Annotated in this window: 14 protein-coding genes; 9 read left to right on the top strand and 5 right to left on the bottom strand. The window is 71.9% G+C overall.

Annotated features, from left to right (window positions below; genetic code table 11):
* Positions 1 to 43: 43 nt before the first annotated feature.
* From ABZ497_RS10635 to ABZ497_RS10625, 3 genes are all read right to left on the bottom strand, one after another.
* Complete coding sequence (locus tag ABZ497_RS10635) at positions 44 to 1,186, bottom strand: glycerate kinase (RefSeq protein WP_359804308.1); 1,143 nt, start codon at positions 1,184 to 1,186, stop codon at positions 44 to 46.
* A 349-nt stretch (positions 1,187 to 1,535) separates the two neighbouring features.
* On the bottom strand, positions 1,536 to 2,423 hold the full coding sequence (locus ABZ497_RS10630; protein ID WP_329490598.1) for a 2-hydroxy-3-oxopropionate reductase: 888 nt from the start codon (positions 2,421 to 2,423) through the stop codon (positions 1,536 to 1,538).
* 58 nt (positions 2,424 to 2,481) lie between these two features.
* A complete protein-coding gene (locus tag ABZ497_RS10625) occupies positions 2,482 to 3,324 on the bottom strand; it encodes a TIM barrel protein (protein ID WP_359804307.1) in 843 nt (280 codons plus the stop codon).
* Positions 3,325 to 3,552: 228 nt separating this feature from the next.
* Here ABZ497_RS10625 and ABZ497_RS10620 point away from each other — a divergent pair, with 228 nt between their 5' ends.
* From ABZ497_RS10620 to ABZ497_RS10590, 7 genes are all read left to right on the top strand, one after another.
* The gene (locus ABZ497_RS10620; RefSeq protein ID WP_329490596.1) at positions 3,553 to 3,807 is read left to right on the top strand and encodes a thiamine-binding protein; all 255 of its coding nucleotides are present in this window, start codon (positions 3,553 to 3,555) and stop codon (positions 3,805 to 3,807) included.
* Complete coding sequence (locus ABZ497_RS10615) at positions 3,804 to 4,184, top strand: helix-turn-helix domain-containing protein (protein ID WP_329490595.1); 381 nt, start codon at positions 3,804 to 3,806, stop codon at positions 4,182 to 4,184. Before ABZ497_RS10620 ends, ABZ497_RS10615 begins: the two co-directional genes overlap by 4 nt.
* Positions 4,185 to 4,409: 225 nt before the next feature.
* Positions 4,410 to 4,913, top strand: coding sequence for a 2-oxo-4-hydroxy-4-carboxy-5-ureidoimidazoline decarboxylase (gene uraD / locus ABZ497_RS10610; protein WP_359804306.1), 504 nt, complete (start codon positions 4,410 to 4,412; stop codon positions 4,911 to 4,913).
* A gap of 68 nt (positions 4,914 to 4,981) precedes the next feature.
* Positions 4,982 to 5,317, top strand: coding sequence for a hydroxyisourate hydrolase (uraH, locus tag ABZ497_RS10605; RefSeq protein ID WP_329490593.1), 336 nt, complete (start codon positions 4,982 to 4,984; stop codon positions 5,315 to 5,317).
* A 26-nt stretch (positions 5,318 to 5,343) separates the two neighbouring features.
* On the top strand, positions 5,344 to 6,258 hold the full coding sequence (gene pucL, locus ABZ497_RS10600) for a factor-independent urate hydroxylase (protein WP_329490592.1): 915 nt from the start codon (positions 5,344 to 5,346) through the stop codon (positions 6,256 to 6,258).
* A 391-nt stretch (positions 6,259 to 6,649) separates the two neighbouring features.
* Positions 6,650 to 7,987 (top strand): nucleobase:cation symporter-2 family protein, encoded by a 1,338-nt coding sequence (locus ABZ497_RS10595; RefSeq protein ID WP_359804340.1) that lies wholly within the window; start codon positions 6,650 to 6,652, stop codon positions 7,985 to 7,987.
* Between the two features lie 70 nt (positions 7,988 to 8,057).
* A complete protein-coding gene (locus tag ABZ497_RS10590) occupies positions 8,058 to 9,443 on the top strand; it encodes an 8-oxoguanine deaminase (RefSeq protein ID WP_359804305.1) in 1,386 nt (461 codons plus the stop codon).
* Positions 9,444 to 9,670: 227 nt separating this feature from the next.
* Here ABZ497_RS10590 and ABZ497_RS10585 read toward each other — a convergent pair whose 3' ends face one another.
* Both ABZ497_RS10585 and aceB read right to left on the bottom strand, forming a co-directional pair.
* Complete coding sequence (locus ABZ497_RS10585; protein WP_329490590.1) at positions 9,671 to 10,057, bottom strand: gamma-glutamylcyclotransferase; 387 nt, start codon at positions 10,055 to 10,057, stop codon at positions 9,671 to 9,673.
* A gap of 145 nt (positions 10,058 to 10,202) precedes the next feature.
* Entirely contained in the window at positions 10,203 to 11,855 is a 1,653-nt protein-coding gene (gene aceB / locus ABZ497_RS10580; protein WP_359804304.1) for a malate synthase A, read from the bottom strand.
* Positions 11,856 to 12,057: 202 nt separating this feature from the next.
* Between aceB and ABZ497_RS10575 the strand changes: the two genes are divergently transcribed.
* Both ABZ497_RS10575 and ABZ497_RS10570 read left to right on the top strand, forming a co-directional pair.
* Positions 12,058 to 12,855, top strand: a complete 798-nt coding sequence (locus ABZ497_RS10575) for an IclR family transcriptional regulator (RefSeq protein WP_329490588.1) — start codon at positions 12,058 to 12,060, stop codon at positions 12,853 to 12,855.
* A 224-nt stretch (positions 12,856 to 13,079) separates the two neighbouring features.
* The gene (locus ABZ497_RS10570; protein WP_359804303.1) at positions 13,080 to 13,580 is read left to right on the top strand and encodes a hypothetical protein; all 501 of its coding nucleotides are present in this window, start codon (positions 13,080 to 13,082) and stop codon (positions 13,578 to 13,580) included.
* Positions 13,581 to 13,629 lie beyond the last annotated feature (49 nt).

Genomic DNA, 13,629 nt, shown 5'->3' with positions numbered 1-13,629 from the left:
ACAAAACGTCAATGTAGGAAGGTACGAGAGCCGGACGGCCCGCTCAGCCGCGCAGCAGCGCCCTCGCGAGGCGCTCCCCCGCGACCTCGGCCAGCTCCCCGGCCCGGGTCATGCTGTCCCCCGGCTGTTCCGCCAGGTCCGTGAGCGCGTAGGCCGCGGTGAAGCCGGCCGCCCGCCACTCGCGCTCCGACAGCTCCAGCCGTCCGGCCACAGCGGCCACCCGAACCCCCGCCCGGGCGGCCGCCGCGGCAACTCCGGCGGGCGCCTTGCCGTGGAGCGTCTGAGCGTCCAGGCAGCCCTCGCCGGTCACGACGAGGCGTGCCCCACGCACGGCCTCGTCGAAACCCAGCAGTTCGAGCATCAACTCGATGCCGGGTCGCATGGTGGCGCCGAGCAGGGCGAGGGCGGCGAAGCCCACCCCGCCCGCGGCCCCGGCGCCGGGAGCCTCCCGGACGTCGCGGCCGACCGCTTCGCCGACCACGTCGGCGAAGCGGGTCAGCCCCTCCTCCAGTACGACCAGGTCGTCACCGTCGGCGCCCTTCTGCGGCCCGTAGACGGCGGTCGCGCCGCGCGGGCCGAGCAGTGGGTTGTCCACGTCGCAGGCCACCACGACCTCGACGCCGGTGAGCACGTCGGCCAGCGGTCCGAGGTCGAGCCGGGCCAGCTTGCGCAGTGCGGCGCCGCCCGGCGGCAGTTCGGCGCCGTCGGCGTCCCGCAGCCCGGCGCCGAGCGCCTGGACCATGCCCGCGCCGCCGTCGGTGCAGGCGCTGCCGCCCAGGCCGAGCACGATCCGCTTGGCCCCCAGGCTCACCGCCCGGCCGATCAGCTGGCCGACCCCGTAGGAGCCGGCCGCGAGCGGGGCGGTCCGGCCGCCGGGGAGCCTGGCGAGCCCGGAGGACTGCGCCAGCTCGACCACGGCGGTGTCGCCCCGGACGGCGAGCGCGGCGTCCACCGGCAGGCCGGTGGGGCCGGCCACCTTGGCCGGGATCCTGCTGAACCCGGCGGCCAGCGCGGCGGCCAGGGTGCCCTCGCCGCCGTCGGCGACGGGCAGTTCGCGGACCTCGACACCGGGCGCGGCACGGCGGATGCCGGCGGCGATCTGGGCGGCGACCTCGGCGCCCTCCAGGGTGCCCTTGAACTTGTCGGGAGCTACGACCACATGGCCCTGGGTGGGGGTGGCGGGCATGGTGCGGGCCTCACTTCCGGACGGTTCTGGCGCTGGTTCGTCAAGCATGTGCCCCGGGAGGCCGGGACGCGGGGTGCGGCCCCCTCCCCGCCGTTCCCCTCGTCCCGCTTCCGACGTACGAGGGGCTCCCCTCGGCGAGGGAGGGGGCCGGGCGGCGCGCGGGCACGACCGAAGTGCCCCCGACAGGGAGTGCGCGCCGCCGGTTTGGTCGATCGGCAGGAGGCGGATGAGCCCCGGCCCGCCTGCCGATCGGGTCTGGCCTCCTGGTGGCGCGGGCACGACCGGTGAGGTACACGCCACCAGGAGGAGTCTCAGAGGTACCGCGGGGGTACCGCCGGTCCCGCGAGCGTCACGCGAGCTCGCGGCCGGAGAGCCGCTCGACGCCGCGCAGCAGCGCCGAGTGGTCCAGCGAACCGTCGCCGTTGGCGCGGGCGGAGGCGACCAGCTGGGCCACCACCGCACCGACCGGCAGCGCGGCACCCACGGCGCGGGCGGCGTCGGTGACGATGCCCATGTCCTTGTGGTGCAGGTCGATCCGGAAGCCCGGCGCGAACTCGCGGTTCAGCATGTTCGCCTTCTTGCGGTTCAGCACCGTCGAGCCGGCCAGGCCGCCGCCGAGCACGTCCAGCGCGGCCGCGAGGTCGACGCCGGCGTTCTCCAGGAACACCACGGCCTCGGCCAGCACCTGGATGTTGACGGCGACGATGAGCTGGTTGGCGGCCTTGACGGTCTGGCCGGCGCCGGCCGGGCCGACGTGGACGACCGTGGTGCCCAGCACGTCGAACAGCGGCTTCGCCTCGGCGAAGTCCTCGGCCGCGCCGCCGACCATGATCGACAGCACCGCCTCGACGGCCCCGGCCTCGCCGCCGGAGACCGGCGCGTCCAGGGTGCGGACGCCCTTCTCCTTGGCGGCGGCCTCGACCTTGATCGAGGTCTGCGGGGTGATGCTCGACATGTCGATGACGAGCGTGCCGGGCCGCACGTTCTCCAGCACCCCGCCCTCGCCCAGGACGGCCTGCTCGACGTGCGGGTCGGCCGGGACCATGGTGATGACGACCTCGGCGTCCTTCACCGCGTCCGCGATGCTGCTCGCACCGTGGCCGCCGACCGCGACCAGCGCGTCGATCTGCGGCTGGGTGAGGTTGTAGCCGGTGACGTGGTGGCCGGCCTTGACGAGGTTGGCGGCCATCGGGCTGCCCATGATGCCGAGGCCGATGAAGGCGATCTTGCGGCTCATCGCGTCGTTCCTTTGTCCGTGGTGGGGTGGGGTGCGGTGGCTGCCGGAGCGCGGTGCGCTAGCCGGCGCGGTGCTCGCGCGGGAGCCACTCGAAGCTGTCGGCGCTGACGCCGCCCGCCGGGCGGTACTCCAGGCCGATCCGGCCGGTGTAGCCGGCGGCGGTCAGCCGGGCGAAGAGGTCCTCGAAGTCCAGCCCGCCGGTGCCCGGCTCGTTGCGGCCGGGGTTGTCGGCGATCTGCACGTGGCCGAAGCGGTCGGCGTAGGTGTCGATCACGGCCGCCAGGTCCTCGCCGTTCATGGCCAGGTGGTAGAGGTCGCAGAGGAACTTGGCGTTGCCCAGGCCGGTCGCGGCGTTGACCTTGTCGACCACCTCGACCGCGGCGGCCGCGGAGACCAGCGGGTAGTCCGGGGACTCGGGCTTGTTCAGCGCCTCGATCAGCAGGACGGCGCCGATCTCGTGGGCGGCCCGCGCGGCGACGACGAGGTTCTCCAGCGCGAGCGCGTCCTGCTCGGCCGGGTCCACGCCCTCGATCCGGTTGCCGTAGAGCGCGTTGAGCGCCGTGGTGCCGAGCGAGGCGGCCAGCCCGGCGGCGACCGGCACGTTGGCCCGGAAGCGCTCCTTCTCGGCCGGGACCGAGACGGTGCCGCGGGCGCCCTTGCTGAGGTCGTCCAGGAAGTTGAGACCGGTCAGCCGCACGCCGGCGTCGCCGAAGGCCTTGCGGAGCGCGTCCAGCTCGGCCTCGGACGGGGCGTGCTCCGCGCCGAACGGCCACCACAGCTCGGCGGCGGTGAAGCCGGCGGCGGCGGCAGCGGCCGGGCGCTCCAGGAGCGGGAGCTCGCCGAACAGGATCGACAGGTTGACGGTGAAGCTGTGCGCGGAGGCGGCAGTCACGTCAATCACCTCTCATCTCTCTTCCGTCTATCCGCAACTTCCACGATCCGGAAGAGGGATTCTGCTTGGTGGAAGCATGTCCGCCGCGCCGAGCGAGTGTCAAGACCGTCGCAACAATTTGTTGAAGAGGCCGAAACCGATCCCCCACCCCGGGCCCGCGCTGTTCGATCGACCAGCCGCCCCCCGGCGGCCCACCGCCCGATGACCGGCCGCGCTCCCGCTCGCTACAGTGAGCGGGTGCGATTGATGGTGGAGTTCACGACAGAACCGTTCGAACTGGACACGTTCCCGGAGCACGCCGTGGCGGCCCGGAAGGTGGTCGACGAGGCCGGCCTGGCCGTCGCGGTCGGCCCCTTCGGAACCGGCGCGGAGGGCGAGGCCGACCAGGTCCTGGCCGCCGTGACCAAGCTGCTCCGGGAGACCCTGGACGCCGGCGCGACCCGGATCTCGGTCCAGGTCAGCGTGCTGGGCGAGGAGGGCGGTACGCCGTGACCGAGCACGTGGACCACCCCCTCGCCGCCGCGATAAAGCCGCTGCTGGAGGCCGTCGGCGCGACGCCCGTGCCGCTGGCGGAGGCGAAGGCCGAGGACGTCCTGCTGGAGTGGGAGGGCACCCCGGCCCTGGCCGTCCGGCTGCCCCACCTGAGCAGTGCGCTGGACCGGCTGCTGACCGAGATGGCCCGCCAGTTCGACGGCCGGCCGCTGGCCGAGCTGGACCGCTGGGAGAAGCAGCGCGTGGTCGCCCTCCTGGAGGAGCGGGGCGCCTTCACCGTCCGCCACGGGGTGGAGACGGTCGCCTCGGCGCTCGGCGTGAGCCGCTTCACCGTGTACAACTACCTCAACCGCCAGGACGGCACGAAGTCCGGCTGAGCCTGCGACACCCCGGTCGGCCGCGTCGGCCGACCGGGTGTGCCCCGCCGGCCCGGCCAGTCTTCATCAGCCCCCGGCGGGGCACACTTGTCTCATCGCACACGAAACGGCCCGGCAACCGGGGCCGGTTCAAAACGTAACCACCAACCGTTCAACAAAGTGTTGACGGCCCGGTTGGGTGGATCTAGCTTGTGCGGGTGGCACCACTCTTCAGGAGGTCCACCCGTGACCAACCACCCCCACACCCTTGACGCCCTTGCGGCGGCCGACGCCGCCGAGCTGAGAGAGCTCCTGCTGGAGGTCTGCTCCAGCCCCACCTGGGCCGACGCCGTGGCATCGGCCCGGCCCTGGCCGGACCGCGCGGCCCTGCTCGACGCCAACGCGGCGGCCATGGCCGCACTGACGGCCGCCGACCTGCACGACGCGATGGCCGGCCACGCCCGGATCGGCACGCCCAAGGCGGGTGACGCCACCTCCGAGCGCGAACAGGCCGGCATCCGGGGAGTGGACACCGCACTCCTCGACGAACTGCACCGGGCCAACACCGCCTACGAGGCCAAGTTCGGCCATGTGTTCCTGATCTGCGCGACCGGCCGCACCGCGGACACCATGCTCGCCGCCCTGCGGGAGCGCTTCCCGAACGACGCCGCCACCGAGGCGGAGATCGTCCGGGGCGAGCTGCGCAAGATCAACGACATTCGGATCAACCGACTGCTCGACGAGAACTGACCCGTCGTCAGTTACCTTCGACGTACCGACGTACCGTCACATCTGCCATCAGTAAGGTCACTTCACCCATGACTGGCATCTCCACCCACGTGCTCGACACCAGCCTCGGCCGCCCGGCCGAGGGTGTCCCGGTCGAGCTCGCACTGCACACCGAGGGTGGCTGGAAGGTGCTCGGCACCTCCGCCACGGACTCCGACGGCCGGGCCAAGGACCTGCCGGCCGCGGAGGCGGGCTCGGTCGTCCGGCTGCTCTTCGACACCGCCGCGTACTACGCGCGCACCTCCGCGGAGCCGCCGTTCTTCCCCGAGGTCGCGATCGTCTTCACGGTCGCGCCCGCGCAGCACCACTACCACGTGCCGCTGCTGCTGAACCCGTTCGGATACTCGGTCTACCGCGGAAGCTAGACCGCTTGATTGATTGGGAGCCTGTCATGGCCCACGTGCTCGGTCAGAACCAGTACGGCAAGGCGGAGAACCGCATCGTCCGCGTCTACCGTGACAGCACCCGTCACGAGATCAAGGACCTGAACGTCTCGGTCGCCCTCTCCGGTGACCTCGACGACGTCCACCTCACCGGCTCCAACGCCAACTGCCTGCCCACCGACACCACCAAGAACACCGTCTTCGCCTTCGCGAAGGAGTACGGGATCGAGTCCGCGGAGCAGTTCGGCATCACGCTGGCGAAGCACTTCGTGGACAACAACGAGCCGATCCACCGGGCCCGGATCCGGATCGAGGAGTACACCTGGGACCGGATCAAGACCCCGGACAACTCCGCCCGCTTCATCGGCTCGGAGGAAGTCGGCCACTCGTTCGTCCGCAACGGCGGCGAGACCCGCACCTGCGAGGTCGTCTACGACGGTGAGACCGTCCAGGTGATCTCGGGCCTCAAGGACCTCGTGGTGATGAACTCCACCAACTCGGAGTTCTGGGGCTACATCAAGGACAAGTACACCACCCTCCAGGAGGCGTACGACCGGATCCTCGCCACCCAGGTGACGGCCCGCTGGAAGTACGGCTTCGACGGCCGGGACGAGGAGCCCCAGCCCAACTGGAACCGCTCCTACACCCATGTGCGGCGCCACCTCCTGGAGGCCTTCGCCGAGACCTACTCCTACTCGCTGCAGCAGACCCTGCACTCGATGGGCACCCGGGTCCTGAACAACCGCGCCGAGGTGGACGAGGTCCGCCTGGAGCTGCCCAACAAGCACCACTTCCTGGTCGACCTGGAGCCGTTCGGCCTCAAGAACGACAACGAGGTCTACTACGCCGCCGACCGGATGTACGGCCTGATCGAGGGCACCGTGCACCGCGAGGGCGTCGTCCCGGTGATCCCGGTCGCCTGACCGTTCCCCACCCATGGACCCCGCCCGGCACCACCGCACCCCCCGGCCTCCCACGGCCGGCCGGCACCGGGCGGTTCGCAGTACCCGCAACTCCTGCACCAGCAGTTTCTCCACCCCCCACCCACCGGAGATCGTGCCCGCCTCACGGCGGCCGGCCCGGGGTACTGGAGAAGCGTCCCGAGGGATCCTTGCTCCGCCGTCCCGCCCTCGGGGGATCTCCAGCGCCGCGGGCGCGCCGAGAGCCAGGGCACAAGAGGGGCTCGACATGGCACTCCGTTCCACCCGCACCACAGACGGCGGTTCCACCCCAGAAAGACCACCCGGTCCGGACGGTGTGTCAACCCACCTCCCCGACACCCCTTCCGGGCCGGGAGTCCACCCCGTGGACGAGATGCTGCCGACGGTGAAGCTGGTCTCCACCGGTCTGCAGCACGTCGCCGCGATGTACGCGGGAGTCGTAGCTCCTCCACTCATCGTCGGCGCCGGCGTGGGGCTCTCCCCCACCGAACTCGCCCTGCTCATCTCGGCCAGCCTGTTCACCGCCGGACTGGCCACCCTCCTGCAGACCCTCGGCATCTGGAAGATCGGCGCGCGGCTCCCGTTCGTGAACGGCGTGTCGTTCGCGGGCGTCGCGCCCATGATCGCCATAGCCAAGGAGCACGGACCGAAGGACGCCCTCCCGGTGATCTTCGGAGCGGTGATCGTCGCGGGGCTCCTGTGCTTCCTCGCGGCGCCGTACTTCTGCAAGCTGATCAGGTTCTTCCCACCGGTCGTCCAGGGCACCGTGATCACCCTCATCGGGGTGTCCCTGCTGCCGGTGGCGGTGAACTGGGCGCGCGGCGGATCGCCGGGCGCCCCGGGATTCGGTTCCATGCGGGCCATCGGCCTCGCCGCGGTCACCCTCCTCGCGGTGGTGCTCTGCAACCGGCTGCTGCGCGGCTTCTGGCAGCAGCTCTCGCTGCTCGTCGGACTGGCGTTCGGCACCCTGCTCGCCTTCCCGCTGGGCCTGGCCGACTTCGGCGCGGTACAGGACGCGAAGGTCTTCGCGCTCCCCTCCCCGTTCCACTTCGGCGCCCCCGTGTTCGACGCGGCCGCGATCGTCTCGCTCTGCATCGTCATGGTGGTCTCGATGACCGAGTCCACCGCCGACATGCTGGCGCTCGGCAAGATCGTCGACCGTCAGGCCGACGAGGCCACCCTCGCCGCCGGCCTGCGGGCGGACGGCCTGGCCACCGCGCTGAGCCCGGTCTTCAACGGCTTCGCCGCCAGTGCCTTCGCCCAGAACATCGGGCTGGTGGCGCTGACGAAGATCCGCAGCCGCTTCGTGGTCGCGGCCGGCGGCGGGATCCTGATCCTTCTCGGGCTCTTCCCGGTGCTCGGGTCGGTCGTCTCGCTGGTGCCGCAGCCCGTCCTGGGCGGCGCCGGGATCGTGCTCTTCGGCACGGTCGCGGCGAGCGGCATCCGCACCCTCGCGGAGGCCGGCATGGAGTCCAGCTCGAACACCATCCTGGTGTCGGTCGCGCTCGGGGTCGGGATCATACCGATCGCGGTACCGACCTTCTACGACGCTTTCCCGGAGGCCGTCCGCACCCTGCTGCACTCCGGGATATCGGCCGGCAGCGTGATGGCCGTCCTGCTCAACCTGCTCTTCCACCACGTCGGGGTCGCCCGCCGGTCGCCGGCCGACGGGAACCCCGCCACGACGGTGCCGACGGCGACACCGTCCTGACCGGTTGACGGGGGGCGCGTGCCGCTCATCGCGCGCTCCTCGTCAACCCTCCCCCCATAGGAGTAACACCATGGCAGTCCAGCCCCCACCCGCCGACCAGCGGATCGTGATCGAGAACGTCGCGATCGCGACGGTCGACGCCAACGACACCGAGTACGCCCGCGGCCACGTGGTCGTCCTCGGCAACAGGATCGAGTCGGTCGGCGACGGCCCCGCCCCGCAGTGGCTGGACAACGTGGTACGCCGGATCAACGGCGAGGGCCACCTCGTCACCCCCGGACTGGTCAACACCCACCACCACTTCTACCAGTGGATCACCCGCGGGCTCGCCCAGGACGACATCCTCTTCGACTGGCTGGTCGCCCTCTACCCGACCTGGGCCCGGATCGACGACAAGCTCGTGCACGCCGCCGCCCAGGGCTCGGCCGCCGCACTGCTCAAGTCCGGCTGCACCACCGCCGCCGACCACCACTACGTCTTCCCGAAGGACGGCGGCGACATCCTCGGCGCCGAGATCGAGGCCGTCCAGGAGCTCGGCATGCGCTTCACCGCGCTGCGCGGCTCCATGGACCGCAGCAAGAAGGACGGCGGCCTGCCGCCGGACCACGCGGTCGAGAACACCGAGGAGATCCTGATCGCCTCCGAGGCGGCCGTGGACAAGTACCACGACGCCTCCTCCGACGCGATGCTGCAGATCGCCATCGCGCCCTGCTCGCCCTTCTCGGTCTCCACCGAGCTGATGCGCGAGGCCGCCCTGCTGGCCCGCCGCAAGGGCGTCCGGCTGCACACCCACGGCTCCGAGACCGCCGAGGAGGAGGCGTTCTGCAAGGAGCTGTTCGGGATGGGCCCGACCGACTACTTCGAGTCGGTGGGCTGGCTCGGCGAGGACGTCTGGATGGCGCACTGCGTCCACATGAACGACTCGGACATCGCCAAGTTCGCCGAGACCGGCACCGGTGTCGCGCACTGCCCGTCCTCCAACGCCCGCCTCGCCGCCGGCATCGCCCGGGTCCCCGACATGCTGAAGGCCGGCGTCCCGGTCGGCCTCGGGGTGGACGGCACCGCCTCCAACGAGTCCGGCGAGCTGGGCACCGAGCTGCGCAACGCCCTGCTGATCAACCGCCTGCACGGCTACCCGACCGCGCTCACCGGCCGCCAGGCGCTACGCCTCGGCACCATGGGCGGCGCCCGGGTGCTCGGCCGGCAGAACGAGATCGGCTCGATCGAGGCCGGCAAGCTGGCCGACCTCGCGCTGTGGAAGATCGACGGCATCATGCATTCCTCGATCGCCGACCCGGTCGCCGCGCTCACCCTCGGCGCCCTGCCGCCGCTGGCCGCCCTCTTCGTCAACGGCAACGCCGTCGTGGAGAAGGGGCAGCTGACCACGGTGAACGAGGACCGGATCGCGCAGGCCTGCGCCCGCGCCGCCAAGGAGCTCGCCGCCCGCCCCGTGTAACCCCCCTGAACTCCGGGCCGCCCAGGGACGGTGCGTCACCCGGACTCCGTGCGCCACCGCTCAGGACGGCGCACGGACCCCAGCCCCGGACCCACGGCGAGGGTCCGGGGCTGTGGCGTGCCCGGGCGGAGGCGGCCCCTCCGCGTCGGCGGCCCGGCCCGATCGGGATCCGGACACGACGGAGGGCCTGCGCCGGTCGGCGCAGGCCCTCCGGGCGTGGTGGGGTGTCAGGCCGTGCGGCCCAGGGTGGCGAGGTAGCGGCGCCAGCCGCCGTAGCGGGTGATCTCGCGGTGGACGCCGCGGTCGGCCTCGCCGCGGGCGAGCAGCATGGAGAGGCAGGGCGAGCCGTCGGCCAGCGTGATGACGCCGAGTTCGAGCTCACGGGGCTCGCCGGGGAGGATCACGTCACGCAGGTGTTCGAGGGTGATGTCGTACAGCTCGCCCTCGATGGCGGTGTCGACGGACGGGTCGGCGAGCAGTCCGGGGCAGACGTCCCCGATGGAGAAGAAGCGGTAGCCCGGCGCGGTGCGGACCGGGCCGACCAGCGCGTCGGCCACCGAGGGGTGGAAGGGGCCGCCGACCATGGCCTGGCCGTTGAAGAAGATGCGTGCCACGGGGATCGATGCCTCCGGAAACGGCCGTTCCGCACGGCGACGATGAGGACAGCTGGATTCGTCGCCGTACGGAACGGAGCAATGGGGCGCGGCGACTGCTACAAGCCGGCAGGCGGCAGCGGGCACACGCGCGGATAGATTGGACTCAGCCCAGCAGGGGCAGCGCGGGCAGGGTCAGGAAGTCCGCGAACTCCTCGGCCAGGGCGACCTGTTCGAAGAGCTTGGCGGCCTCGCGCCAGCGCCCACCGGCGTAGGCCTCGTCGCCCAGCTCGGCCCGGAGCGCGGCGAGCTCCTCGGCCACCAGACGGCGCACCAGGTCGGCGGTGGCCTTCTCGCCCGTGTCGGAGAGCACCACGCCGTTGTGGATCCACTGCCAGATCTGCGAGCGGGAGATCTCGGCGGTGGCGGCGTCCTCCATCATGTTGAAGATGGCGACGGCACCGAGGCCGCGCAGCCACGCCTCGATGTAGCGGACCCCGACCTGGACGGCGTTGTGCAGGCCGGCGTGGGTGCAGTGGCCGCCGGCGCCGGCGATGTCGAGCAGCTGGGCGGGCGTGACGGGCTCGGCCGGGCCCGGGTCGTCCTTCTGGTTCGGGCGCTCGCCGAGGACGGCGTCGAAGCAGGCACGGGCGACCGGGACGAGGTCCGGGTGGGCGACCCAGGAGCCGTCGAAACCGTTGCCGGCCTCGCGGTCCTTGTCGGCCCTGACCTTCTCCAGGGCGGCCGCGTTGACCTCGGGGTCGCGGCGGCTGGGGATGAAGGCGGCCATCCCGCCGATCGCGTGCGCGCCGCGCCGGTGGCAGGTCTGCACCAGCAGCCGGGTGTAGGCGGCCATGAACGGGGAGGCCATGGTGACGGAGTTGCGGTCCGGCAGGATGTAGTGCTCGCCGGCGTCGCGGAAGTTCTTGACGATCGAGAACAGGTAGTCCCAGCGGCCGGCGTTGAGCCCGGCGGCGTGGTCCCGCAGCTCGTAGAGGATCTCCTCCATCTCGAACGCCGCGGTGATGGTCTCGATCAGCACGGTGGCCCGGACGGTGCCGTGCGGGATGCCGAGCGCCGCCTGGGCGTGGGTGAAGACGTCGTTCCAGAGCCGGGCCTCCAGGTGGCTCTCCGTCTTCGGGAGGTAGAAGTAGGGGCCGGAGTTCGGGTCCTCCGCGCCGCGCGCGAGCAGCCGCGCCGCGTTGTGGAAGAAGTAGAGGCCGAAGTCGAGGAAGGCCCCGGCGACCGGCCGGCCGTCGACCAGCAGGTGGTTCTCGTCCAGGTGCCAGCCGCGCGGGCGGACCACCACGGTGGCCAGCTCGGCGGCCGGCCTGAGGGTGTAGGCCTTGCCGGCCGAGGAGGTGAAGTCGATCCGGCCCTCGAAGGCGTCGATCAGGTTGATCTGGCCGCCGACCACGTTCTCCCAGGTCGGCGAGGTGGCGTCCTCGAAGTCCGCCAGCCAGACCCGGGCGCCGGAGTTGAGGGCGTTGATGACCATCTTGCGGTCGGTGGGGCCGGTGATCTCGACCCGGCGGTCCTGGAGGGCGCGGGGGGCCTCGGCCACCGTCCAGTCGCCCGCCCGCACGGCGGCCGTCTCGGGGAGGAAGTCCAGGGTGCCGGTCTCGGCGATCTCGGCACGGCGGGTCCTGCGGCGCACCAGGAGCTCCTGCCGGCGGTCCTCGAACGCGCGGTGGAGGCCGACGACGAAGGCGACCGCCTCCGGAGTGAGCACCTCCTCGGCCCGGTGGACTCGCGGACCGGCGACAGTGACGACCGGAGCGGCGGGGGAGGCGCCGGCGGGTCCCTGATCTGTAGCCATGAGCAGGACACTCCTAAGACGGTTGAGCATGGCGAAGGCAGTTCCGGTGGGAACGTCCTTGATCTGAACCGAGGGGAAACCCCACCTGTCGGAGGGTTCGATTCTGTAAGGTGGAGACTAGTTTCCGCGATACAGAATTTCAACGGTTTGTTGAGGTGATCGCTGGGACTCTACTCCTCCCCCGACAGCGAAGGGAACGCCGGTGGTTGCGACCCCCGACACAGCATCGACGACGGGTCCGGACCGCGCGAGCGGCGGCGTGCAGTCCGTCGAGCGCGCCTTCCTGCTGCTGGAGGCGCTGGCCGACTCCGGCGGCGTGGCGACGCTCAGTGAGCTCTCCACCTCCTCCGGGCTGCCGATGCCCACCATCCACCGCCTGGTTCGTACCCTCGTGCAGCAGGGCTATGTCCGCCAGGACACCGCGCGCCGCTACACCCTGGGCCCCCGGCTGATCCGGCTCGGTGAGACGGCCGGGCGACTGCTCGGCAGCTGGGCCCGCCCCTACCTGGCCGAACTGATGGAGGCCACCGGCGAGACGGCGAACCTGGCCGTGCTGGAGGGCGGCGAGGTGGTGTACGTCGGACAGGTGCAGTCGCGGCGCTCGATGCGGATGTTCACCGAGGTCGGCCGCCGGGTGCAGCCGCACTGCACGGGCGTCGGCAAGGCGCTGCTGGCCCAGCTGCCCGAGGAGGAGGCGCGGGCCGTGCTCGGCCCGAACCCGCTGCCGGCGCACACCTCCTACACCGTGACCGACCCGCAGGAGCTGCTGGTCCAGTTGGCGCAGGCGCGTGAGCGCGGCTACGTGGTGGACGACCAGGAGCAGGAGATCGGGGTGCGCTGCATTGCGCTCGCGGTGCCCGGCGCGCCGACCCCGACGGCGCTCTCCGTCTCCGGCCCGGAGGCCCGGATCCGGGCACTGGAGGAGCAGGCCGGCGCGGCCTCGCTCGTCCCCGTGATGCACCAGATCGCGGCCCGGCTGGGGCAGGTCCTCGCCCCCTGACGCGGCGTCATCACCACCGCCCCGCAAGGGACACCGGCGCGGCTCGCCCGGAGTTCGCCCGTTCGGGCGGCCCGAGGGCGGGTCGGACCTGCCTGGGAGGACCGATCGCTCACGCTGAGTCCGTGCGCGCCCCGCGACGGTGCGGGGCGCCGGAAGACAAGGGCAGGGTGAGCGCGATGTCGCGTAGTACGTCCGTACGGGGAATTCTGGGCAGGTCACTGACGGTGGGATGCGCCCTGGTGGCGATGGTCGGCGGGACCGCCCTGGCGTGTCCGACCGACGACCCCGCACCGAGCGCCGAACCGGCGGTCGCGGCGGCGAAGCCGTCCGACTCCGACCTGGAGGTGATCCGGCTGGACCCGGACCCCGTCGCGCCCGGCGGTACCACGACGCTGCACGCCTTCATCGCCAACGACGGCCCGGACCGGACCGCCTCCGCGTTCACCGTGGTGATCACCCTGCCGGAGGGCGTGACGGCCGAGGCCCCGTTCTTCCCGGACAACTGCTACGAGTTCCAGAACGGCCACCGGGTGCGCTGCACCTTCCCGGCCGGGCTGAAGCGGTACCGGACCGCGACCGCACTGATCCCGCTCCGGGTGGCCTCCACCGTCCCCCTCGGCGATCTGGACGGCGGCTACGTGGCGGTGCGCAGCGACGACGACCGGAACGAGGCGAACAACCGCCAGCCGTTCACGGTCCACGTCGTGGAGAGCACCCGCGGCTGAGCGGGGCCACCGGAGCCGCGTGGGGGTCGCCCGGATCCCGTCCAGGCGG

Source organism: Kitasatospora sp. NPDC005751 (assembly GCF_040630835.1).
In the GTDB taxonomy this organism is placed as follows: Bacteria; Actinomycetota; Actinomycetes; order Streptomycetales; family Streptomycetaceae; genus Kitasatospora.
This window is presented reverse-complemented; position numbering and strand designations above follow the sequence as displayed.